The 22,749-nt window shown below is 46.7% G+C and carries 19 protein-coding genes; 10 read left to right on the top strand and 9 right to left on the bottom strand.

What is annotated here, in order from left to right; translation table 11 throughout:
* Positions 1–3: 3 nt before the first annotated feature.
* The 5 genes from SD10_RS08075 to SD10_RS08050 all read right to left on the bottom strand — a co-directional run bounded on the left by SD10_RS08075 (position 4) and on the right by SD10_RS08050 (position 6,585).
* The gene (locus SD10_RS08075) at positions 4–582 is read right to left on the bottom strand and encodes a TetR/AcrR family transcriptional regulator (RefSeq protein ID WP_052731123.1); all 579 of its coding nucleotides are present in this window, start codon (positions 580–582) and stop codon (positions 4–6) included.
* A gap of 262 nt (positions 583–844) precedes the next feature.
* Positions 845–3,382 (bottom strand): FG-GAP repeat domain-containing protein, encoded by a 2,538-nt coding sequence (locus tag SD10_RS28650; protein WP_052731122.1) that lies wholly within the window; start codon positions 3,380–3,382, stop codon positions 845–847.
* 810 nt (positions 3,383–4,192) lie between these two features.
* Positions 4,193–4,675, bottom strand: a complete 483-nt coding sequence (locus SD10_RS08060; RefSeq protein WP_046573339.1) for a hypothetical protein — start codon at positions 4,673–4,675, stop codon at positions 4,193–4,195.
* A 520-nt stretch (positions 4,676–5,195) separates the two neighbouring features.
* Positions 5,196–5,636, bottom strand: coding sequence for a putative quinol monooxygenase (locus SD10_RS29860; RefSeq protein ID WP_046573338.1), 441 nt, complete (start codon positions 5,634–5,636; stop codon positions 5,196–5,198).
* Positions 5,637–5,847: 211 nt separating this feature from the next.
* Positions 5,848–6,585, bottom strand: a complete 738-nt coding sequence (locus tag SD10_RS08050; protein ID WP_227699173.1) for a helix-turn-helix domain-containing protein — start codon at positions 6,583–6,585, stop codon at positions 5,848–5,850.
* 221 nt (positions 6,586–6,806) lie between these two features.
* Between SD10_RS08050 and SD10_RS29060 the strand changes: the two genes are divergently transcribed.
* From SD10_RS29060 to SD10_RS30455, 6 genes are all read left to right on the top strand, one after another.
* A complete protein-coding gene (locus SD10_RS29060) occupies positions 6,807–6,896 on the top strand; it encodes a type II toxin-antitoxin system HigB family toxin (protein ID WP_227699172.1) in 90 nt (29 codons plus the stop codon).
* A gap of 12 nt (positions 6,897–6,908) precedes the next feature.
* Positions 6,909–7,037, top strand: coding sequence for a hypothetical protein (locus tag SD10_RS30230; RefSeq protein WP_262507404.1), 129 nt, complete (start codon positions 6,909–6,911; stop codon positions 7,035–7,037).
* Positions 7,038–7,079: 42 nt separating this feature from the next.
* Positions 7,080–7,319: a helix-turn-helix domain-containing protein gene (locus SD10_RS28645; RefSeq protein ID WP_052731121.1), complete on the top strand. Its 240-nt coding sequence runs from the start codon at positions 7,080–7,082 to the stop codon at positions 7,317–7,319.
* 156 nt (positions 7,320–7,475) lie between these two features.
* Positions 7,476–8,384 carry a class I SAM-dependent methyltransferase gene (locus SD10_RS08040; RefSeq protein WP_052731120.1) on the top strand — a complete coding sequence of 303 codons (909 nt, stop codon included), beginning with the start codon at positions 7,476–7,478 and terminating at the stop codon, positions 8,382–8,384.
* 417 nt (positions 8,385–8,801) lie between these two features.
* Positions 8,802–9,455 (top strand): hypothetical protein, encoded by a 654-nt coding sequence (locus tag SD10_RS08035; RefSeq protein WP_046573337.1) that lies wholly within the window; start codon positions 8,802–8,804, stop codon positions 9,453–9,455.
* Positions 9,456–9,641: 186 nt separating this feature from the next.
* On the top strand, positions 9,642–9,953 hold the full coding sequence (locus SD10_RS30455) for a DUF6804 family protein (protein ID WP_046573336.1): 312 nt from the start codon (positions 9,642–9,644) through the stop codon (positions 9,951–9,953).
* A gap of 617 nt (positions 9,954–10,570) precedes the next feature.
* Here the strand turns inward: SD10_RS30455 and SD10_RS08025 are convergent.
* The 4 genes from SD10_RS08025 to SD10_RS08015 form a co-directional block, all read right to left on the bottom strand.
* On the bottom strand, positions 10,571–11,380 hold the full coding sequence (locus SD10_RS08025; protein ID WP_046573335.1) for a toxin-antitoxin system YwqK family antitoxin: 810 nt from the start codon (positions 11,378–11,380) through the stop codon (positions 10,571–10,573).
* A 472-nt stretch (positions 11,381–11,852) separates the two neighbouring features.
* A complete protein-coding gene (locus SD10_RS08020) occupies positions 11,853–12,728 on the bottom strand; it encodes a S41 family peptidase (RefSeq protein ID WP_052731119.1) in 876 nt (291 codons plus the stop codon).
* Between the two features lie 258 nt (positions 12,729–12,986).
* Entirely contained in the window at positions 12,987–13,244 is a 258-nt protein-coding gene (locus SD10_RS29995; RefSeq protein WP_148562397.1) for a hypothetical protein, read from the bottom strand.
* 1,215 nt (positions 13,245–14,459) lie between these two features.
* Positions 14,460–15,728, bottom strand: coding sequence for a hypothetical protein (locus tag SD10_RS08015; protein WP_046573334.1), 1,269 nt, complete (start codon positions 15,726–15,728; stop codon positions 14,460–14,462).
* A gap of 124 nt (positions 15,729–15,852) precedes the next feature.
* Between SD10_RS08015 and SD10_RS08010 the strand changes: the two genes are divergently transcribed.
* From SD10_RS08010 to SD10_RS07995, 4 genes are all read left to right on the top strand, one after another.
* Entirely contained in the window at positions 15,853–17,100 is a 1,248-nt protein-coding gene (locus tag SD10_RS08010; RefSeq protein ID WP_227699171.1) for a hypothetical protein, read from the top strand.
* Positions 17,101–17,128: 28 nt separating this feature from the next.
* Complete coding sequence (locus SD10_RS08005) at positions 17,129–18,490, top strand: serine hydrolase domain-containing protein (RefSeq protein ID WP_052731118.1); 1,362 nt, start codon at positions 17,129–17,131, stop codon at positions 18,488–18,490.
* A gap of 201 nt (positions 18,491–18,691) precedes the next feature.
* Complete coding sequence (locus SD10_RS08000; RefSeq protein WP_046573333.1) at positions 18,692–19,873, top strand: acyltransferase family protein; 1,182 nt, start codon at positions 18,692–18,694, stop codon at positions 19,871–19,873.
* 446 nt (positions 19,874–20,319) lie between these two features.
* Positions 20,320–22,413, top strand: a complete 2,094-nt coding sequence (locus SD10_RS07995; RefSeq protein WP_082111553.1) for a beta-galactosidase — start codon at positions 20,320–20,322, stop codon at positions 22,411–22,413.
* Positions 22,414–22,749: the final 336 nt, after the last annotated feature.

The raw sequence follows: 22,749 nt of genomic DNA, 5'->3' as shown, positions 1-22,749 counted from the left end.
AAATTAAAGTTGTTGCATTAACTGACTCTTGATCAATTCTTTACGCTGAAGTAGAAATTGATCATACGCCTGGGGGGACATACCGAACAATTTTTCCATCATGGGTCTGGCTACAAAGGGATATATGCAAAGAGAGACCATGTTGGCAAAAAACTGGTTAGCCTGCTGAGTAGACGAAAAGTGCTGCGTAAATCGGGTTAAATTAAGTCGATTGTCTCCGGCAAAGTAGGTTACCAGGCGCAGCGGATCCCGATTCAGTTCGTGTAAAACAAACGACGGAATGCTTGGATTGGCTGACAAAGCAGACGTTGTATAATCAACGTACTGACTTACTTTCTCGACTAGTGTCCTCTCACTGGCCAGAATCTGCTGGATGTTAACGACAAATAAAGTAAGTGCCTGTTGGAAGACCTGGCTGAACAATTCTTCCTTGGTTTTAAAATAATAGTGCAGCATCGCTTTATTGATGCCTGCTTTATCGGCAATCTCCTGCATACGGGCTCCAAGAAGCCCTTTTTGTTGGAAGACTGTAATCGCTTCGGTTAAGATCCGATTTTTTGTAGATTCTTGATCAGCTGTCATTAACTAACTAGTTGGTTAACGGCAAATATATATGGTTTTATTGAAACAACCTTATAAGTAAGTTAAGCCTTGAGTAACTGGTACTAGCTTACTCTAATGACCAGGATTTCGTCAGATACTTGCTTCTGGCTTGAATAATGTCTTATTTAAACGCCCCATTTTTTAGAAGGCTCTTTTGTCTCGCTTTTAGAGGGTAAAGGCCAATAAGTCAGACTAAAGCAGTCTGACTTATTGGCCTAAAAAGTACGGATATAGCGGACCTTTACGGCCGCAGCAATTTAACAAGCTGGCGCTGGGTAGCTGTACGCACCTGTAGCAGGAGCAGGCCGGTGCTGCCCCCCAAAGGCAGTTGGAGCCGGTTCTGATCGTCGGCTTGATTGATGCTGTGTTGATAAATACGTTTGCCTTGCAGATCAACTAGCTCTAACTCCACGGCCTGCCCTTCCACCCCCTGAATAGTTACTTCCACCAAGGGGCCAGTTACAGGGTTACTAAACACCTGCACCTGCAGGCCAACACCTGCTTCACTCGCTCCTAGCCTACTCGAATAGGCATTGAACTCACTAGCTGTCGATTTGAGAAAACTCATGCAGTTGAGCAGTATGGCCAGGCTGTGGCTAGAAAAATACGGTTGGGTTGCCACTAAGTCAAGCTTGCCATCCCCATTCAAGTCGCTGGCTACTACCCCACCCGGAGAGTTACCCAGGTTAATGGCGGTACCGATGCTAAAGCTACCACTCCCATTGCCCAGTAATAACGTTACCTTACCGGAATAACTATCCGTCACCGCCAGATCAACTTTGCCATCGCCATTCCAGTCGCCCGCTGCCATCGACGAAGGACTATTAACCGTCGGGGAGTTAATGGCGGGCCCAAAACTCCCATTACCCATACCGGGAAACACTGAAACGTTGTTCGATGAATAGATAGACGTCACCAGGTCCAGCTTACCATCCCCATTGACATCCTTTACCCTAATTGACTGGGGTACCCCTCCTATCTCGTGGGTAATGCCTGTCCCGAAGCCTCCGTTGCCATTACCCGGTAGCACCAGCATTTTAGTCGAATTATAGCCGCTGACCAACAGATCAAGTCTGCCATCGGCATTGAAATCTCTCCCCACCATGGAATAAGGATCGATCGTAGTAGTCAAACTGGTCGGTGCCCCAAAATTTCCAGTGCCGCTACCCCGAAACACCATAATTTTCGTGCCATTACTCACCGCCAGGTCAGGCTTGCCATCCGTCGTAAAGTCCCCAATCACCACCGAAGTAGGATACGTCCCGGCGGTGTAGTTGGTTGCCACACCAAAACCACCACTCCCGTTGCCCAGCAGCACCGAGATATTGTTATCAGCGCTTTCGTTTGCCGTCACCAAGTCCGGCTTGCCATCCAGGTTCAGATCACCCACGACAACCAGACGAGGATAACGACCCGTGGTAAAGCTGGTCGCTACGCCAAAGCCTCCCGCTCCGTTTCCTGCCAGTACTGATACTTTGTTGGATGCCCCATTGGCCGTCGCCAGATCGGGTTTGCCATCCCCATTAAAATCGCTGACCGCCATTGACAGCGGTACATCGGCCGTTGTGTTAAAGCTCCCGTTGCCCATGCCCAGCAGCACCGAGACGTTGTTGGAGGTATAGTTGGCCGTCACCAAGTCGACATAACTATCACCGCTGACTTTGCCTACCGTGACCACAAAGGGTCCACTGCCAACGGGGAAAGTGACTGGTGACCCGAAGCCCCCCGTCCCGTTGCCCAGTCGCACCGTGACGTTGTTCGATGCATAGTTGGCTGTCACCAAGTCCAGCTTATTATCGCTATTGAAATCCTCTGTGGCCACCGAATAGGCACCACTTCCAGCAGCGAAACTGGTGGGTACGCTAAAGCCCCCGTTGCCGTTACCGAGCAGTACCGACGTGGTGTTGGCATCGTAGTTGGCCGTCGCCAGGTCAGCCTTGCCATCCTTGTTAAAATCGCCCACGGTCACCGAAACAGGACCTCCGCCGACCGTGAAATTAGTCGCGGTGCCAAAGCTTCCACTGCCATTGCCCAACAGCACCGAGACGTTGTATCCATTGTAGTTGGCCGTCACCAGGTCAGCCTTGCCATCCTTGTTAAAATCGCCTATCGCTAGCGAAAAAGGGCTATCCCCGACACTAAACTGAGTGGGGGCTCCGAAGCTCCCGTTGCCTTTGCCCAGCAGTACCGAGACGGTACTTGACCCACTATTGGCCGTAGCCAGGTCGGCTTTGCCGTCCCCGTTAAAGTCCTTCACCACCACCGAACTAGGATAAGCGCCGGCAGGGAAGTTGGTAGCGGTCCCAAAATTCCCGCTGCTGTTACCTAACAGGACCGATACGCTGCTGGAGTTTTGGTTGGCCGTTACCAGGTCGGGTCGGTAGTCGCCGTCGAAATCGCCCACCGCCACAGAAACAGGCCCCTTGCCGACGGCCAAGTTGGTTGCCACACCAAAACCACCACTGCCGTTGCCCAGCAGCACCGAGACGCTATTCGAACTATAATTCACCACAGCTAGATCGGCATAGTCGTCGAAAAGGTTCAATCTGGCCACCGCCACTGAATGAGGATTTGTCCCTACCTGGAAATTATTGGGGGTAGCGATCTGAATGGTAGTCGGATTGAAGCATTGTGCCCAACTCGAGCTGCTGACATTGAGGAGTACAACAACCAGCAGCCAATGGGTTGGCTTGGGTGGGCAGTAACCATACCGTATGGTAGCCGGGAGACTACCGGCGGCAGACAAGTCAGCAATTAATTGCCGTAGAATAGCTTTCATAGATCAATGGAAAGAATGTTAGTTTATCTTTCAGAGGACAAATCAATGGATCAAGTAAGCCCAAAGTCGGTGCCTCTCCTTTGTTGCTGGTGGCGTCAAACTGACTGCTAAAGTAGTGGTTGGCACCACCCTGCACCATCGGATAAATGTATGAGGAGGTAGGGCGCCCATTTGGCCGGGCCGCCGAAGTGATACCTCTGCCAGGTACAGCATTCTTTTCTATGTACCGAGAGAGGAGAGTAGGAGCTGGCTCGCAGACCGGTGTCAACGGTAGCCAAAGGGACTAGAAACTGGTGATTTACCGGCTGAGATGCCTGACTAACATCAAGTGCTTATTTTTGCCCATCGTTCTTGTTTTACCTCATCGGCCTATCAGATACGGATCAACAGGTTACTCTGTTTGATCAATAATACCCTTATTGAGCACAGAATAACTGAAGGATAGATAGCGTAGTATCAAACGTTCCTATCTGAGACGCAAATTGAGAAGGGCCAGTGTTCGTCTCAGATGGGAGCGTTTTGCAAGGTCAATTGACTAGTATTACCTGCAAACATGCAGCCACTTAAGCGGGGGATTTTCGGCATGAAGGGAACTGTTTTTGGGCAATTTACTGAATGACCGAGGCAGCACACCGAAAAAGACCGTCTTGATTACCGGCAGCTCTTCCGGCTTTGGCAAGCGAACCGCCAGCTTATTGCCACGAAAGGGCTAGAATGTACCTGGCTCCATTGAAGTCTTTGATGCAAATTAGGTTGCATTAACTACATTATTTACTTACCCCTAGAAACCCTTCCGTTGAAAGCTGACCGTCATCGATGAATTTCTACCAAGAAAAACCATGCGTCAATAACCGACTTAAGAAACGAGAAAATAACAGCGAATACTACCCAATAAAGGCCTGACTGACTACCATTGAGTAGGGAAACGCCACTAATGATGTAGGGTACCACAGCTAGTTGATCAAAAAGTATGTTCCAGGCCTGAGGGCCTTTAAATTCGTTGGCAATATGGTTTAAAATAGAGCGGTCCATCTGCGTAGTAACCGACCAGGTGATCACTCCGAAAATAGTGAGTTCAATACCCACGCTTTTAAGCGCTTGGCCTGGTACTAAAAGAAGTACGGAACAAATTAAGATAGCCAGCAGAAGCACCAGAGAAACTAAAGCCCGAGTGGGGAGCGTAGTAAAGGCAAGAATTTCTCTCAGGTTGATCGAAACACCGACAAAAATGAGTCCGGTCAACGCAGCAGCGGCTCCAGCTGTTGCTACAAAAAAGTCGCTCCATTCGCTCATAGTATCCTAATCGTTGCTTCGTCACAGCTTAAAACTCCTCAAGAAATTTACTCTCCAGGTGGTCAAATAGGTGGTCTTTTCGTGCCATTTACTCTTGCATGTATTCACGTTTGCCATGAGCAAACCCTGCTTCTTCACTTAGTCAGTGTTCATAAAGAATAAACGACTGAGGAGTATGAGGGTCTTGATAAACTGTAAACAAGCCGGTTGAGCACGAATAGGACTGGTGATTTAAGGCTTTCCTAGCCTGCTCAATTCGGTCTGGCCGAGACTCGCCAAGAACAAGGATACGCCCCGATTTGTCAGCTAACTTATCCGCATGAACACCAATGAAGTTTATCTTACTTACCCTAATTTTTAGGGTGTAATTTTCCATTCTTTCTGGCAGGATTCACAAACCACCTGGCACCGAATCAATACACAAATCGCGCAGCAGGCCACAGTCAATCCCCGGTCAGATTTCTTCACCGGTTAAAAGCCTGTTTTAAACAGGGTGAATCCTTACCGAATCAGAAACCTACTACTCTGGAAGCCAACTAGCCGAAAAGGGAGTCACGGCAATACGGACTGGTGGCTCGACAAGCAGGTCTATTATTTCATCGCGTAGCTTATCTGAAAGCTCACTTTCCTCGTAGCGCGCTTTGGCTTCTGGGTTTTCAAAAAATTCAAACGTCCACAACGTATCGGGTTCATTTTCGACCCGGCAGTGAACCCAGGTGCCACCCTGGTTGGCTATTCTCATCCCGTCGGTAGCAAGTTTGCGTAGCGTATCGCCATAACCGGGCTTTGCGATCATTTTCATTACATAACCGAGTTGTCTATTCATCATTGGCTCGTTTTTTACGTTGTTTACGGTTGTGTGTGCTGTGCGGTGTTTGGTACATGTCGCAAACAGCTTGGTAGCGCTTGGAGCAATTCCTTGTCTGGCCGTTCGTAGCTGGTTGTCGCCACGTTTAATCATACAACTAGGCTCTCAATCCGTTGCCCTTGAGGGCGGACTGGTCTGGGTCACTTTGGTAAACGGTTACGTTGATCCCTTTGACGCAATCGGGTTGAGCCCACCGGGACGGCCACTCGCGTTGTGACTTTATTAGTTTGTACGACTATACGGCTTACTTAAGCGGCAAAATTAGCCGAACACGAAGCCTTAGAATAGTAAAATTCGGTCATTTTCAGGTCGGCTGATTTCGTAAAGCCGTGAGGTAATAGAACCTGTCATCTTTATTTTTCCGTAATATTTTGGGCGTAACTCCCGCGTACCGCTTAATTGTTTTGATGAAATGGTTTTGGTCGGTAAATGCGTGCTCTGGGAAAAGGTTACCTTCACTAATGGGCTTGAGCGCGGCTTTGAACCGAAGTATACTGCAATAGGCTTTCAGCGAAAGACCGTATTGCTGATTGAAATAACGATTGATCTGACGGCTGCTCCAGCCAACTTTTTCGGATAGTTTTTTGACCGTTAATGAGCCATTTGATGAGTAGACTAAGTCAAACAGTCTCTGTTTTCGTCTCTCAATCACTTTTGGTAAAAACGATTGGATTTTCTCAGTAATCAGTTGACAAAACACATCAAAGTCATACAGGTCGTCGGGGCTAACTTGCCAGAAACCGGGGGGTAAACTCTTGGCTTGGTTCAACAAGTTGGCAACGGTATTGGGAAAAATATAGTCGGTCGCCAGCAGTTTAAAGCTAACAGCGAATAGCTCTGTGTTAGCGGCTACGATCCGGGGAGCATACTGAGTTTCGAGCCCTAAAAGCACAATGCGTAAGGGCTCTGTTTTCGACCGGTAAAACAGCAAGTCAATCCGTCCGTCAGGCAAAACAACAAATTGCTTATCGCTGGGGGAATGGTTAAAAAACAGCCAAAAGCTGTCTACAAAATCCGCAAGTGGCGGATCGGGTTTTGTCATTTTGTAAACTATATCTTGATCCACGGCTAGTTGCGCTTTTGTCATCTGTCGTTTTAGTAAGGCCTTTAACTTACGTAGTTTTTTAAGAGTACTGGCAGAGTACTCCTAGAACCTGAACTGTACATGATTTTGAATCGCTAACTTTTATACTGCTATAAGTTAGCTACCAAAAATTCTATTACTATTCATTTTAATGGCCGAAACACGGTTTTGCCTTCAAGATGATTTTCTTTAACAAACGAACCCTGTTCATTCGCTTCGTGGGCACCCATGCCCAATATGACAAACTACCAGACTGCTCAACCATTTAATCACGTTCACCCATGCAACAGCCAACCACCTACACCGCCTATCAGAAACTGATGGCTCAGATTGAAACCCTGCTTCAAAAAGCGACAACAGGCGGGGGCTTTGCTGTGTTGAGCCCCGATGAAGCCACCGAGCTGGCTTAGCTCTCGGCGTGGGCCGAAGCGTATGAAGATAGCATTCCCCTGATGCCCATTAAAGTGCCGCAGTTGATTCCGGAAATGATCGAGTTCAAGATGTACGAGAAGAAGATGAAGCAACGCGAGATGGCTCAACTCTTGGAAGTGCCCGAAACCCGTTTATCAGAAATCCTTCGGGGCAAGCGCCGGGTCAACCTGGCTATGGCCAAGACTTTACGCAACAAATTGAAGATCGATGCTGATTTCATTTTGGAACATGCCTATAATCACAACCATCTCATTTTTTGAGCGTTAGAAGAGACAGACAGTTCACCAGTAGTTAGAGGCAAGCTTTCGGCTTTAGCGGAGATAAAATGAGGGGTGGAAGGTGATCGAAGATGCGGCCTTGATGAGTAAACCTTCGGCTTTTCGACAGGCTACCTGCCGCTTCAATCCGAGTACGAAATGAGTAGCAATATACTAACCGATATTCAGTCAATTCAGGGAAATAATACGTTGTGGCAAGATACCCATTTCGCCAGTCGAATGCAGGCGCTTGACCACTTGGCATTCATTATTGATCACCTGGACGATTTACTTCGACTCCGCAATCCACCCGCCGAATTGCTCTCGGTCAAGCAGTGGGCCTTGACGATAAGCCAGCAGTTAGAAGCCATCGATTGGGCATTGTTTGAGCGGCTGCGAGCCGCTATTCGAAACGGGCATTGTCAAGGAAGAGCGCTTCTAGACCTAATTAACTCCTATGCTGGCCAGGGCTTATCGAATAACCAGCTAACTAATCCGGGTGTTGGTTATGATGAGCTGGATGTATTCACCAATGGTCTGCTTTCCTCTCAAGCTCTCCCTTCAGAGACCCAAAAAAGACAAGCAGAGATGATTTTTTATCAGAAAACACCAACTCGAATTATTCTCGAGTTGGTAGCGAAAGCGAATCTGACGAAGCAGGATGTTTTTTATGACTTGGGGTCGGGCTTAGGCCAGGTTTGTCTGTTAGTTAATTTACTGACTGGCACTCCTACCAAAGGTATAGAAGTGGAGCCTGCTTATTGCCGGTATGCTCAGATCAGTGCCCAGGATCTGAACCTACCCAATGTAGTCTTCCAGTGTGAAGATGCCCGAACAGCCCACTTTGATGATGGGAGTGTTTTCTTTCTGTATACTCCCTTCGAAGGGCGGATATTGCAGGATGTCTTAGAGAAATTACAGATGATAGCCCAGCATCGACCCATTAAACTTTTCAGCTATGGCCCCTGCACGGCTCATATAGCTGGTCAGCCTTGGCTGAGGGGTGGAGGGCAACTTACTGATTATGTCGACCAACTGGGTGAATTTAGGAGTTGTCAACCGGATTAAGGGCTTCAAGTTTGAGCAGTTATCCTACTACTGTTCTTCATAGTAACAGCCACTTCGTAGTATGTTAGCCAAGTAGGAAGCCTTCACCTACAACTGGTTCAACAAACGCCCTAAAATTAAGGCATCATCGCTATACACTTTCGTATCACTTTAGGGAACGTTTGCTGAGAATTAGACAAAGGAATACTTTCGCACTTTTCTTCGTGTAATTGAATAAGTGTTTTTATGTTAAGCGATTATTTTAAGATCAACTACTCCATACAAGCCGTAAGATTGTGCCGGACTGTAACTTAGAAAGGGGGACAAGAAAGACCAATATTATGTTAATGGAATTTCTGTAGATTGAACCCAAAAACTACGAGTAAAGGACCGCTATAAACAGCTTCGGGGTTAACAAAACGGTTGGTTATAAAACATATGATTCTGGAAAAATTGAAGCGGCTGATTGCTGTTCAAGTCTTCACTATTTACCTACGCTATCTACTGGGAGCAGCTTTTGTTTTTGCCAGTATTGTCAAAATACAAGGGCAACGTTTTACGACAAATTCGGGCAGCGATGCACCTATTAATGAGAGTTGGCACCTATTTGAGACGCTATACCAGTCGGGCCTCTATTGGCACTTCATTGGCTGGGGACAGTGTCTAGCAGGTTTCCTGTTGATGACGCAGCTCTTCTCTACCTTAGGCGCTGTTGTGTTTCTGCCTATCATGCTCAATATCTTTGTCATTACGATTTCTTACTACTTTGCGGCAACGCCCATCATCACATTTTTGATGTTGTTAGCCAATGTCTATTTACTGATCTGGGATTGGCCCCGCCTTAGTATGGTAGTATGGCCTTTTCAATCGACTTTTGTGCAGGTTGACTATCCGTTATTAAAAATGTCAAGTTGGGTTTACATAGGCTTGTTCTACTTTGGCTTAACGATATACGTTAAATTAGCTGTAAATTCCTTTCCTGTATTTTTGGCCGTTTTTTTGGGGGCTTGTGTAGTTGGCCTTTCAGCGCTGATTTATAATTTGAAAGCCTATAAACAGATGAATACTGGTTCAAGATCTATTCTAGGTTAACATAAAGTAGGTGGCTGTTGCAAAAGTCGAAAACCATTGTGGACTGACTCGCTAAATGGACCATTTCTTGTCACTCAGTGGGTCGTTATCAGTTTAGAATGTAAGCCTATCCGAGTTATTCAGGACTTTTGAAACAGCCACGATGATTCTACAACCGATTGACGTTTGAAAACTAAGGCGTTTTAGATGATGAAGATATACCGGGCAATTCTCCTAACAGCAGCGGTCCTGTTGTTCTTAGCTACTCTAGCTACGTTGTCTTTACCTTATGGCTTTTATACCTTTTTGCGGATCGTAGTTTGTGGCCTAGCTTTCTATGTCGCTATACAGACCAGGGACTCAATTGTAGCGTTGATTAGTCTGCTGGTGGTAGCTATCCTCTTTAACCCATTAGTGCCTATTCATCTGCCTCAACCGACTTGGCGTATTATTGATTTGGCCACAGCAGCTGCCTTTATTCGATTAGCGTTCAAGCCTGCGAGAACGCAAAATCAGTGACAGTTTAAAGCGTTTACTTATCATAAAGGCACTTATAGACCAAACTAGAATGGGAAAACATTTTTACATCTTAGTGGGCATATTATTGCTGTTAGTTTTCCCAATATTTATGGTAAATTTTCGTGTTTACATGCCATTCATTGCGGTATCTAATAAGGTTTTCAGTACGATCCTGATAATCTTTGGCTTTTTGTTATCTGGTCCATTACTGATCTTATATAGTTTACTTGTTCATTTGTTTGTTAATATAAGAGGGAGCAAGTTACTTTCACTAATCGCGCTCTTTATAGGGTTGTCTTGGGTTTTATTTTTAGTCTATTCTCGTATTACTCATCCTGGCATTGACTAATTCTAATTATTTTTTATGGTTTTAGAACAGTGATAACGCGAGAGAAATCTCATAACATGATCATAGTGGCTGTTGTAAAAGTCTCATCATTGCCTGTTCCGATAGCTACTCGGCTGAAAGGCGAGTAATTTTTAGCCCTAAAATAACCGTCAGAACGGTTCGCTTAAGCGACTGACCGACTTTTGCAACAGCCACCCTGGTTATACAACAGGCTTAGAAATAAAGATATTTTTAACGAGTCTCTACTAAAAAGGCCTTTTCTCTTTTTTTAAGAGTGTGGTAAATAAACATACAGGAATCCCTGCTTTCGTCTAATGTCAATAGTCCATGCTTCCTCAATCGCCACACCATCCATGGTAGCGGGCTGCCAGTTGAAATGGTTCGGCTTCCAACGTGGCATAGCTTGCACAGCTTCCAAAACAGAACTTATCAACTCAGAGTTGGCAGGATTTGAGTAAGATTTTACATCCGTTTTGGCTATTTGCCCCAGTTCATTGATGGTCAACGTTATGGTGATATCCCGTACTTGTTCCCGTTGAGCCAGTGCTTGTAATCGCTGTGTTAGATAGCGTTTTAGCTGATTGGGTTTGCCCATAAACTGGGGTGCCCGATACAGTAAGTCACACGTTTGTAGGTCGCCTTGAAGTGTGTAGCACTGGCTCGTCAGCAGGTCGCCGGATTTGTAGCGCTCTCGTCTTTTGATTGAGCCATCAGCGTAATAGATTACTAGTGGCCCATGCAGGACATTGTGACTATACTCACATGTCAAATAAACTTGGCCAGTGGGATAGAATATTTTAGTTTGTCCCTGATGAGTAGCTACTTTAGTGATCGTGGCTGGACTGGTATAAGGATTTACTCTGTCAATTAGCCTGTATGTATCTACCCGATAAAGTGTGCTGTCAGTCAAAAATGTACTGACAGTGTAATAGTCTTGGTTAGCGCCAAGATAAGTCAGCTTCTCAAAATAACCGTCGTGTTGAGTTATAGCCGGGATAGAAGAAGCTAAACTATTTTGAGCCTTAAGGCTCTTGTTTGTGAAGACACTCAGGAATATGAGTAGCAAGCAAGTTTTCATCTCGCCCTAGTTGTTACGAGTAATTAAATTTTCTTTATTAACAAACCTACCATCCTTTAAAGATTAAATTAGTTATTAAATAAGCAATAAATTCTAGTAACGGTTTGTATTAAAATAGTATTATTCTCAAGTCTGTTGTATAAGTGGCGTGGTTGTGCAAAAGTCTGGATGGATGCCGGAGTGCCGGGCCAACCAGACTTTTGCCACAGCCACTGCCGTTATGTAAAGAGATTATTAAGAGATCGAGTCAATGTATATCCTCAACTCAAGATTCAAAAATTAGACTATTTCACTATAGGTCATTTCAGGTGAGTTATTCCATAGCCGATAGCAACAGACTAATTTTTAGAAAAGAATACCTTTATTGAAGTAGCCAGCTTGTGGCTTCTGCGATTACCTTTTCAGCAACCACTACTTCATCGACCTCAATGGAAGAGCCGTAAGCTTGTTTAGATCGGTTGGCCATTGTAGACTAAGTTAAATTTAAGAGGGCACCATCACTCAACTTATTGGTTACATTAGCGGTTGATAAACCACACGTGGCTTTACCAAAACTACGGGTATTCGGCCGTCCTTTGAAGGCAATCGCTACGGCCTCACCTGAACTGGCGGTAGCTTGATTGGTTAACACAGCCACTTTAGCCGTTGCTTTTCGAACGGTGTAGGCCGATTCCACTTTAGTGAGCTCAGCTTGATTCAGTAAGGCACTGCCTTTTTGATAGGACCAGGCCGACGCATTTCCATCAGGATCCAGGAAATAGCCACATACGCCCTCCCCTAACAGAGGCCCTACACCCGCAATCATAGGCCACATGTTGCCCCCTAAATTATCTCTCAGATCAACAATCCAGCCGATAATGGAGTCACTGTCAGCGGCTTTTATGGCATCTTGAATTGATTGAGCGAACTTTGTCGCATCGCTCCCCCCTCCGTTAAAAGCAGTTACTTTAACATAGCCGATCCCCTTATATATTGTTCCGGTTATGGGATTAAGATCTGTACAGGATACGGTCCTGTTTCCATAAAAAGTCGTCCCAGTAGTGGCATAGTACATGCTGTGATTGTCACCCAGTAACGTTAAGCCAAGCTGAATAGCCGGATAGGTATCCGCTATAGTCTGTGCTCCTCGAGCCTGGGCATCTACTTTTGCTTTAAACACCGTCCAGTCAATCGTTTTTCGATTGATTGAATTGGCCTTCACTAAACCAACCACTTCATCCAAATAAGTCTGAGCAGCAACTGAAGTTACGGCAGGTTCTTTCTCTTTATTGCAACTGGTTAAAGTAATAAAGCTGAGCAGACAAAGGGACAGAAGCTTGAAAGAAACTGGCGATTTAAAATGAGTCATCGATTAACAAATAGATTCGGGGACAAAATTAGTGATGCGCTAAACTATGACTATAATTAGATAAAATGTAGTTAAAATTGGCAGATGCCCGTTATATAAATGCAGTGGCTGTTGCAAAAGTCTTGACTAGCTCAGATACGCTTGCCTTTTAAACCGATTACGCCCCAATGAACGATAAGAAATGCCCCATATAAAAAGCCGGTCCACGGTAATTTCGACTTTTGCAAAAGTCACTGTCTTAATGTTAAGCTGACCTGGTTATTTAGTTAAGCAATAGCCAATAGAGAATTGAGCCGTAAATGAGCCGTGCAAGCCTCTATTTGGTTGATAAGTATTGACTTGAAGACCTGCCGAAAAGTCGTAGTAAAAGCGTTTAGGAGGCAACTGTCGTTGAATACCCCACAGGAGCCGGACATTGACGTTATTGCCTAATCCCGAAGGATAGGTACTCTGGTAAAGGCTTTCTTCGCCCCAGTGGGCAACAACAGGGGAAGTATAGTAAGCCCCTACGCTCAAGTAGTTACCACTGTTGTATTGTACATTCTTGCCCGCTCTCAGACGATGGTCTAGATTATAGTAATACCGGGTGCTTAAGCTAGCTTGAACCCTGAGTGATCGATACCAAGTGGTAGGCTTACTTTGTTCATTATGGCTAATGTAATCAGTACGCAAGTTGGCCACTGAACTAAGCGATATTTTCCGTGTAATTCGCAACTCGTGGCTGAGTCCAGGTCTGACAAAGTTGTAAAGACCAGCTCGCCACAGTGATTTTCTCAATATCGGGGCAGTTGAATCAGATTGTGCGCTACTGGCTAAGGGATGAAAAAGGTAGCCAATCATGAGAACAGACGTGAAAAGTAGAAGCCGCATAATTTTGATATTTATAGAATACGTTATCGCTATACAGTTAGTCGAAGACCTCTTACTTATTGTTGTATTATTACCAGTTACGTTAACCCCGAAGCTGTTTTTAGTGGTCCTTTACTTGTAGTTGGCGAGTTCAATCTACAGATATTTCATTAACATAACATCAGTCTTCCTTCTCCCTTTTTCAAAGGACGATTCGGGCTGCTTTCAGGGCTTATATAGGGCATGTAATCTTAGAATAATCGCTTAACATAAAAACACTTATTCAATTACACGAAGAAAAGTGCAAAAGTATTCCTCTGTCTAATTCTCAGCAAACGTTCCTTCTTGATACGATAGCAACTTCGAATTTCTGTGCCAAAACCTGGGCGTTTATTCGATACTCGAATTTTCGCGTTGTGACGGTTTATGTACTTTTTTTTAACGCACCCCTAGTGTTTACACAGAATCATTAAAAATGGACAGTTGCTGTCCGCTTACGATACAAAACAGATAAGTTTATATTAGTTAAGTAGCTGTCGTCGAGAACAATTTGGCTAACTCGGAGAAATCAAAGGTTAACGAGATACACGATCACTCAATCTCACAAATCGCTCGTGATTGTTAAACCAAATCCATCGGTGACAACAAACCGGTAGAGGGCAATACTGAAAAACAACGGCTTGAATTTGTGATATTCTAAGCTGATTTCTGTCTGATTTTCACAATCTCGTTCTACGTAAACTTACCTCGACCAGTCTACTTTTCACAGAATAGACCGGTCGAGGCAAGGCTTCTTCCCGAAGTCATTTTTCTGATTGGTATCGCAGTAAATCGTTCTAATCTGATTAATAATCAGCAGTAACCTAAATTGGCTAGTTTTAACTAAAATGATTGAAACACCAGCTTGCCTGTTGCTTGCAACTGGATGTTTTTAACGGAGCCCGTTCCCCGAAAAGCAAACAGAATACCCACAATTTCCACCTTCGATGTTGGTAGCGTTGCGGAGTAAGCCACTTTATCATTGATGGTATAATAGAGTTTTCGGCCGTCGGTATGGCAGGATACGTGAACCCAATCCGAAAAGTCGACGCCCAGCCCGGACAGATCCCTATTTTTGCCGGAAACCGTACCGGACCCGTCCATTAGCATCAATTCAGAAACGCAGCCTTTGGTACAGAGCGGTATCGAGATGGGTATATCATTCGTTATCAATACAATCCACGATTGCTGACAGGTAGCTGCCCCTTCGCTATACTCATTTTTTACGTCGCAGCTAAAGGCAACATCGTTTACGGGAACAGGGTCAAAATTACCAACGTTGACATACTTCACTACTGGCGCAACGGGTTGTAAGGCTATGTTTTTCTGCTGGATTGTCGCAACGGGCAGTTGCAACTGCTCCTTCGTCCTAAATTCGGTCGGCTTCAGATAGACCGGAACAGGCTTCGCGGCAATAGTGCCCAGCCACCCATCGCTGGGAATCAACAGGGAATGCTCCTGTACGATCTGATGACCGACAATCAGTTTGGCGCGGTAAAAGCCCGATTCGTAGTAAATAGACGTATGCGTTTGCCCATTTTTAGCCACGGCCTCCCGCCGGGTCTTATCCCAGGATTGCTGAATATAGACCGAATCAGTCGGGGAAGCTGTGGCATCGTAGGTAAAGATAACCGAGTTAGGAAGCGTACGGGTCAGCAATTTGCTGCTAAAACTATACTGAGTAGCATCGATCTGGGTAGGCTTCTGGTCAAAAGCTACGATTCCCAATAAGAGGAGCACTATGGTCACGCCCGCAATCCAGCCCAGCCGTCGCCAGTTAATGGATGACTTTGTCGCCCTGGCGGGTATCAATTCGATTGGGGCAGGCGACTCGGTTGGTATTTCCTGCGACCGAACGAACTGCCGCCAGTCGGGGAAACCGGCAAACTGAGCCAGCGTATTCAAGGTAGTGCCGCTGGGCAAATGCTGGTAATCGACCCGTCCCCAGATTCGGCGCAGGGTACTGGCACTTAATGAAACCCCTGTTTCGTCCAGAATCCGTTGCTGGAGATTTTCAAAGTCGTTGCTGGTCCAGGTGCCACCCGCTCCCCAATCGAGTTTTTGTTCAATCAATTGTTTGCAGCGGAGCAAATCAACAGAATCAGAAACCATTGTTAGTCAATGTGATACAACTTGAAAAAAACTTGAATTCGAAATGATTTTAACCCGATAAACTTCTTCCATACGTTTACTGGCAGATCCTTAGTAAGGGCACGAGTTTTCACGATCAATTTCAATGCAGCCTATTGGCTTTCAACCGATCAGTAATCCGGTTTTCGTCAATCTTAATTTCTTACGCCAAATCCGCATGTACCGACTCTATTTTCTTCTTTTTATGCTACCGCTGGCGTGGCCTGCGTATGCCCAGAAAACGTCCGTCCGCAAATCACAGGAATTACGCATCCCTATGACAGCCGGGAAATGGACGTATGCACCCGGTCAGGTCGACTTTATAGCTGGCAAAGAAGCTGGCGTTATGAAGATACTAAAAGGTCCCAAAAGTATTGTCCTGAACGATGTTGTGTTTAGCAATGGCACCATTGAATACGATGTCGAACTAACAGGTCCTGGTTTTCCGGGCATTAATTTTCGAATGGATGCTGATCAGCAGAATGGAGAAAATTTTTACCTCCGGTCGTTCGGCAAAGTTACGCCCGACGTACGAACCACGGTGCAATATGCCCCTATTGTGAAGGGGATGAGCATGTGGGATCTGACGGATGAATACCAGACAGGCGCTTCGATTGCCGAAGCAGGCTGGAATCACGTAAAACTGGTGATTTCGGGCCGGCAAATGAAAGCCTATGTCAACGATATGAGCAAGCCCGTGCTGGTTGTTCCGGAACTGGAAAGTCCCGAAACAGGCGGATCGATATCATTGAGCGGTTCGGTCAATTATGCCAATCTGGTCATCAAACCCGACGTTACTGAAGGCCTTAACCCAGAGCCTGGATATAATATTGTTGCGCACGACACCCGCTACCTCCGAAACTGGCTGGTGAGTGCTCCTGCCGTGTTGCCATTTGGCAAAGAGCCAGTCATTGGACTACAAAGCACCTACGGAAAAACAGATCCCGCTGAACTGCCTGACAGCAGTACACGCTGGTCGCCCATTAAAGCTGAAAGCCGGGGTATTGTCAACCTGAGCCGACAGTATGCCCATAAACCGGGTGAAGTGCGTTTGCTGGCCTGGCTTAAAACCAGTATTCAGTCCAATAAAGCACAGGAGCGTCTGCTAAGCCTGGGTTTCAGCGATGAAGTCTGGGTGTTTGTGAATGGACAATTTCTGTACGCCGACAAAAACTACTTTGGAACTCCTCAACAAAAATACCCGGCTGGCCGGTGTACGATTGAGAATGCAAGTATCCGCCTACCGCTAAAAGAAGGGAACAATGAAATTCTGATCGGTCTGGCTAATTATTTCTATGGATGGGGGATCGTGGCCCGCCTGGACGATACAGTCGGGATTCAGATCATGAAATAAACACCAAACTTCTTGTATAAGGAACCATATGAAAAAGACGATTCTTTTGGCAATTCTTTCGGTCACTATTGGAAAACTGATCGCCCAAACGACCAATTCGGCGAATTGGACCAGTGCGAATGCGTATTTTGGGCAAACTCCGCCTACTGAAATTCCCCAGGTATTTGCACCTAAAATGCCTGTTGACTCGGGGATCGTGATGGGTTCAGTGGCGTTTTCTACAGATGGCACAGCGTTCTATTACGGGTATGCACAAAGTTGGACCAGCCGGGTGAACTCGGGTATTACGAAACGTGCGGTTGACGGCCAACGCTGGAGTCAGCCGATTCCAATAGCTGAAGCACTCAACAATCCGACCCTTTCGTCCGACGCTTCAGTAAACGCTCAACAGGCAGCACCTGAGATTCCGGATATGAAGGATTCTCTGGCCGTCACTACCTGGTTGAAAAGTAAAGGAGTACCCTGCTTGGCAATCGGTTACCTTGAAGAGGGAAAACGGGCGGAGATTAAGGTTTTTGGTGAGCTAAAGCAGGGGGTCCCCGCCCCTATCAACACGCTTTTCAACGTGGCCTCAGTCACCAAGACCATCACGGCCATGGTGACCCTAAGTCTGGCCAATGCTGGTAGTTGGGAGATAGATGCACCGATAGCGGCTTACTTCATCGATCCGGATGTAGCCCAAGACCCCAGAAGTAAACACCTGACGACCCGCCATATTCTCACCCATCAGACGGGGTTTCCTAACTGGCGCACGGAGCTTTCCGGTGGAAAACTCGCATTTCAATTTGAACCCGGCACACATTACCAGTACTCAGGTGAAGGATTTGAGTACCTGAGGCATGCTCTAGAGAGCAAGTTCAGGCGCTCCCTTTACCAATTAGCTGACTCGATTGTCTTTAAACCACTCGGTATGAACTCGACGAGTTTTACATGGAATCCAGGGGACGAGAACCGCCTGGCCTTTCCGTTTGATGAGTCAGGAATGCCATTGGCTGTCGTCAAAAATACAGAATCCAATGCCGCGGATCTACTGAAAACGACCGCCAGCGACTATTGTAAATTCATGGCTTGGCTGCTTTCAGGCGCTGGGTTAAGGCAGGAACTGTTTGAGGAAATGGCCAGCCATCAGGTCGAACGAAAAGCGAATTCCTATATGGGTTTAGGCTGGGTAATCTACGAACCGGTGGGTGGTGATCAGTACGCTCTTTCCCACGGCGGCCACGATCCGGGTGTGCATACGATTGTGCTACTGCTGCCCAAAGCGAAGCAGGCGCTTCTGATCTTTACCAATTCAGATAAGGGCATTCAACTCTACCCGGAGCTTCTACGTTATTACCTCGGCGTTGCTGGTCAAGATATCGTGACTATTGAGACAGGAAGGAAAAACTGACTCGTATTTGTATTGGACAGAGATTAAAAAGTGAGAGTCTCCCAAAAACGCTCCAAATTGAGCCGAGGGAGTGGCTATAATTCGGGCGCTTAGGTAGACGGTTTGTTTTAATAACTGTCAACTACAATCCGTAGTATACAGTGCAACGTTCTCCGTTTTTCCTGGTCATTATTCCCAGAATGCTCACCTTTCCCAATCAACATGCAGCCTACCAGTACGCGAGCCGTCTGGCTTGACTATCTTCGGTCGTTCGTCACCCTGCTGGTTGTGGCCCATCATGTAGCGCTAGCCTACCCAACCTTTGCGTATTTTGATGCCGCTCAATATATCCACTCTACCGCCCCGATTGTTGATCCCCAACGGTGGAGCGGGATGGATACATTCATCGGTTTCAATGATTTGTTCTTTATGCCACTGATGTTTTTGATCAGTGGCTTGTTCGTCTATAAAGGGTTAAACAAAAAAGGAAGTAGGGCCTACTTAGGAGACCGCTTTGTTCGATTAGGTATTCCTTTTCTGGTAGCAGAAGCCGTTCTGATTCCACTGGCTTACTGGCCTTCCTTCTATGTGGCGACTCACTCTACCAATCTGATGACCTTCTTGAAGGACTATATCATCATGCAGGGTTGGCCCGTTGGTCCCCCTTGGTTCATTTGGCTGCTGTTCGCCTTTGATGGCGTGGCCGTGCTTATTTTTAGGAGCAAGCCTACGTTCTTTGTCAGGGCTGGTCATCGGTTAGATCGGCTAAGCCAACACCCAACCCGATTTGGAGCGGCTCTCTACGGATTTATTGCCCTGAGTTTGATTCCGCTGAGTTTGTGGGTCGGTCAATATACATGGGTAGGCCGGTGGGGACCCTTCGATTTTCAATTAAATAGGGTCTTGTTTTACCTGTCGTTTTTTCTAGTGGGAAGTTGTTTGGGCGCCACCGATTGGCAGACTTATTTATTTGTAGACGGTAAACTAGTCGGTAAACCCTGGTGGCAATGGCTACTAGCTAGTCTAGTCTGCTACGGGTTGGTCGTACTAGTGGCTCGGGTGACTACTAGCCAAGTCAAGCAAGGGCACTTGTCACCCTTACAGGGCTATTTTTTGTATGATCTGGCGTTCGTCCTGAGTTGTTTAGTGAGCATGAGTGCCTGTCTAAGTTTTTTTAAGCAAGGGGTAGTTAAACCGAGCCGTGGCTGGGATAATTTGTCAGCAAATGCGTATGGTATTTACGTGGTGCATTACGGCTTCGTGACCTGGCTACAATTTGGCTTGTTGGCCATCCATCTTCCTGTGCTGCTTAAATTTAGTTTTATTTTCGTCGTCGCTCTAAGCCTGAGTTGGCTAACGAGCCAGTTGTTGCGGCAGCATGCCGTCTTTAAACAAGTCTTATAATGATGGTCCGCCGTCGCTGGCTGCCCAGTCAGTATCAAATTATAATTGCCTTACAAAACACTCTATTTGGTATATTTAGTCATACAAAGTCACGCGTTGACGACTGAATAAAATAAGTGTGAAAGATCAACTGGAAAGACTATTATCATCCGACTAGAATAAACGAAAGTGGACAGCAATCCGTTTAACGGTCGTTATTGCCGGTCTGTTGACAGGTTGAGGTATCTATGGCATAGGTCAGTATGGTATCGCCCTGTTTATTTTAACTTCCCTTTTTACCGGAGCTGGCTCAACGATTCTGTACGGGCTGAATCGGAACATTATCAAAGGAACCGGCGTAGGCTCCGGTGAACTTCTTCTCCAGGCGTTCCAACATACTCAGGTCCAGCAAGAACAGATTTTCTTCTCTACATTTGCCTCATCAAGGTAGATCGACTCGTTTGTCTATGAAAGTTTTAGTAAGCACTTTGCTTCTTTTCGTGCTTGGGCCATTTGCTTTTGCTCAGCCTGTAAAAACAAACAGTTCCCTGTTGTTCGGCGTCGCCTATTACGACGAATACATGCCTTACGAGCGACTGGAAAAAGATATCGCTATGATGAAGGAGGCCGGAATCAATGTCGTGCGCATTGCCGAATCGACCTGGAGCACAATGGAACCCCAGGAGGGCGTCTTTGACTTTTCGCACATCGACCGGGTGTTGAATGCCATGCACAAAGCGGGCATCAAGGTCATTGTGGGCACCCCAACCTACGCCGTACCGACCTGGCTCGTTCGTAAATACCCCGACGTGCTGGCTATCACCGCGCAAGGCCCTAACCGCTATGGTGCCCGCCAGAACATGGATATCGCCAACACTCACTTCCGGCAGCACGCCGAGCAGGCCATCCGTAAGCTGCTTGTGCACGTGAAAGACCACCCGGCCATCATCGGCTACCAGGTCGATAACGAAACGAAAGCCTATAATACGGCGGGGCCAGAGGTGCAAAAGCAGTTTGTGGCGTACATGAAAACCAAGTTTGGTACGCTGGAAGCCATTAATAAAGCGTTCGGTCTGGATTACTGGAGTAACCGGATTAATAGTTGGGAAGACTTTCCGTCGATGGTCGGTTCCATTAATGCGAGTCAGATCGCCGAATTTGCCAAGTTTCAGCGCAAACTGGTAACTGATTATTTAGCCTGGCAAACAAAAATCGTTAACGAATACAAACGGCCCGGGCAATTCGTTACGCAGAACTTTGACCTGGAGTGGCGGGGCTACTCCTACGGCATTCAGCCGGATGTCGACCATTTTGCGGCTGCCAAAGCCCTGGACGTAGCCGGTATCGATATTTACCATCCCACTCAGGATGCCCTGACGGGTACAGAAATAGCCTTTGGTGGGGACATTGCCCGGTCAATGAAAGTCGATGCGTCTAGCGGAAAAAATTACCTGGTTATTGAAACCGAGGCTCAGGGGTTTCCCGAATGGTTGCCCTATCCCGGCCAACTGCGCCTACAGGCCTTTAGCCACTTGGCTTCGGGCGCCAATATGCTCGAATACTGGCACTGGCATTCAACTCATAACGCGATAGAAACCTATTGGAAGGGTCTGCTAAGCCATGATTTCGAACCGAACCCGACCTATGACGAAGCCAAAACCATCGGCAAGGACTTTGCCCGATTAAGCCCTCAACTGGTCAATCTGAAGAAAACCAATCAGGTCGCTATTCTTTTCAGCAACGAAGCCCAGACGGCCTTCAATGCCTTTAAGTTTGGGTGGTATAGTCAGAATAATTACAACGACATCCTGCGGCCGATGTATGACGCGCTGTACCGCATGAATGTAGGAGTTGACTTTATCGACCCCAGCAGCCAGAACATCGAGCAGTATAAACTACTCGTCGTGCCAGCCCTCTATGCCGCCCCGGACAGCCTGTTACAACGGCTGAACCGGTTTGTTAAAAATGGCGGACACATTGTCTATACATTCAAAAGCGGCTTTTCGGACCAAAACGTCAAAGTGCGTACCACCCCGCAGCCCGGCCTCATCAGCGAAGCGCTAGGCATCACCTACACGCAGTTTACCATCCCCCAGAATGTATCGCTGAAAGGAGATCCCTTTGGTGTAGGCAGCGACAACAATAAGGTTAAAGGCTGGATGGAACTGGTAACCCCCACAACGGCAAAAGTGCTGGCCTATTACGACCATCCGGTTTGGGGTAAGTATGCCGCCGTTACGGAGAACACCTTCGGCAAAGGCCTGGCCACCTACATCGGCTGTTGGACAGATGGTGCCGTTACGGAGAAAATCCTGGCTGATGCGGTCAGGAAAGCGAATTTGTGGGGAGCTGCCCAGTTGCTACACTTCCCCCTGATTACCCGGCAAGGCACCAACGAACAGGGTAAAACGGTACACTACCTGTTCAACTATTCAGCTAAACCCGGCCAGCTGACTTATCCCTTTGCCAATGGCCGAGAGTTAATAAAGGGTGAAACCGTTCCGAAAAACAGTGTGTTGGACCTAGCCCCCTGGGGCGTAAAAATCATTGAGGAACAATAAACAAGCTATCGCCAGTAGCACACGAAGCTTAGAAACAACCAAATAGAGTAAGGATAAAAGGAATGAGTTTCCTTACGGTACTACTTTTCCTAATTCTCACGAAAGGCTCCCGATTGAGACGGCGTTGTACACTTCTGGCGCGGACGGTCGCAGCCGCAAACGGTCGCAACGGTAGCCCGGCGTAAGTCGAACGCGTCGGATGGCGGATGCTACTCCGATACAAACCGCTCAGCCGACACTGCGTGATTTTTCCGGGCAGCCGGGGTCTTACCGTTTCGTAGCAAACGCTCTATCAATGCCCTTAGCTCCAGTTCGTCAGTACTGTAGGATTCGCTA

Source organism: Spirosoma radiotolerans (assembly GCF_000974425.1).
In the GTDB taxonomy this organism is placed as follows: Bacteria; Bacteroidota; Bacteroidia; order Cytophagales; family Spirosomataceae; genus Spirosoma; species Spirosoma radiotolerans.
This window is presented reverse-complemented; position numbering and strand designations above follow the sequence as displayed.

Excerpts from the sequence above, each read along its gene's own strand:
- SD10_RS08050 (WP_227699173.1), bottom strand. The coding sequence starts at position 6,585 with ATGACAAAACCCGATCCGCCACTTGCGGATTTTGTAGACAGCTTTTGG.
- SD10_RS29060 (WP_227699172.1), top strand. The coding sequence starts at position 6,807 with ATGATTTTCTTTAACAAACGAACCCTGTTCATTCGCTTCGTGGGCACC.
- SD10_RS28650 (WP_052731122.1), bottom strand. The coding sequence starts at position 3,382 with ATGAAAGCTATTCTACGGCAATTAATTGCTGACTTGTCTGCCGCCGGT.
- SD10_RS08010 (WP_227699171.1), top strand. The coding sequence starts at position 15,853 with ATGCAGCCTATTGGCTTTCAACCGATCAGTAATCCGGTTTTCGTCAAT.
- SD10_RS08005 (WP_052731118.1), top strand. The coding sequence starts at position 17,129 with ATGAAAAAGACGATTCTTTTGGCAATTCTTTCGGTCACTATTGGAAAA.
- SD10_RS08000 (WP_046573333.1), top strand. The coding sequence starts at position 18,692 with ATGCAGCCTACCAGTACGCGAGCCGTCTGGCTTGACTATCTTCGGTCG.
- SD10_RS07995 (WP_082111553.1), top strand. The coding sequence starts at position 20,320 with ATGAAAGTTTTAGTAAGCACTTTGCTTCTTTTCGTGCTTGGGCCATTT.
- SD10_RS08035 (WP_046573337.1), top strand. The coding sequence starts at position 8,802 with ATGATTCTGGAAAAATTGAAGCGGCTGATTGCTGTTCAAGTCTTCACT.
- SD10_RS30230 (WP_262507404.1), top strand. The coding sequence starts at position 6,909 with ATGCAACAGCCAACCACCTACACCGCCTATCAGAAACTGATGGCTCAG.
- SD10_RS08020 (WP_052731119.1), bottom strand. The coding sequence starts at position 12,728 with ATGACTCATTTTAAATCGCCAGTTTCTTTCAAGCTTCTGTCCCTTTGT.
- SD10_RS29860 (WP_046573338.1), bottom strand. The coding sequence starts at position 5,636 with ATGATTAAACGTGGCGACAACCAGCTACGAACGGCCAGACAAGGAATT.
- SD10_RS30455 (WP_046573336.1), top strand. The coding sequence starts at position 9,642 with ATGATGAAGATATACCGGGCAATTCTCCTAACAGCAGCGGTCCTGTTG.
- SD10_RS08015 (WP_046573334.1), bottom strand. The coding sequence starts at position 15,728 with ATGGTTTCTGATTCTGTTGATTTGCTCCGCTGCAAACAATTGATTGAA.
- SD10_RS08075 (WP_052731123.1), bottom strand. The coding sequence starts at position 582 with ATGACAGCTGATCAAGAATCTACAAAAAATCGGATCTTAACCGAAGCG.
- SD10_RS08025 (WP_046573335.1), bottom strand. The coding sequence starts at position 11,380 with ATGAAAACTTGCTTGCTACTCATATTCCTGAGTGTCTTCACAAACAAG.
- SD10_RS08040 (WP_052731120.1), top strand. The coding sequence starts at position 7,476 with ATGAGTAGCAATATACTAACCGATATTCAGTCAATTCAGGGAAATAAT.
- SD10_RS08060 (WP_046573339.1), bottom strand. The coding sequence starts at position 4,675 with ATGAGCGAATGGAGCGACTTTTTTGTAGCAACAGCTGGAGCCGCTGCT.
- SD10_RS28645 (WP_052731121.1), top strand. The coding sequence starts at position 7,080 with ATGCCCATTAAAGTGCCGCAGTTGATTCCGGAAATGATCGAGTTCAAG.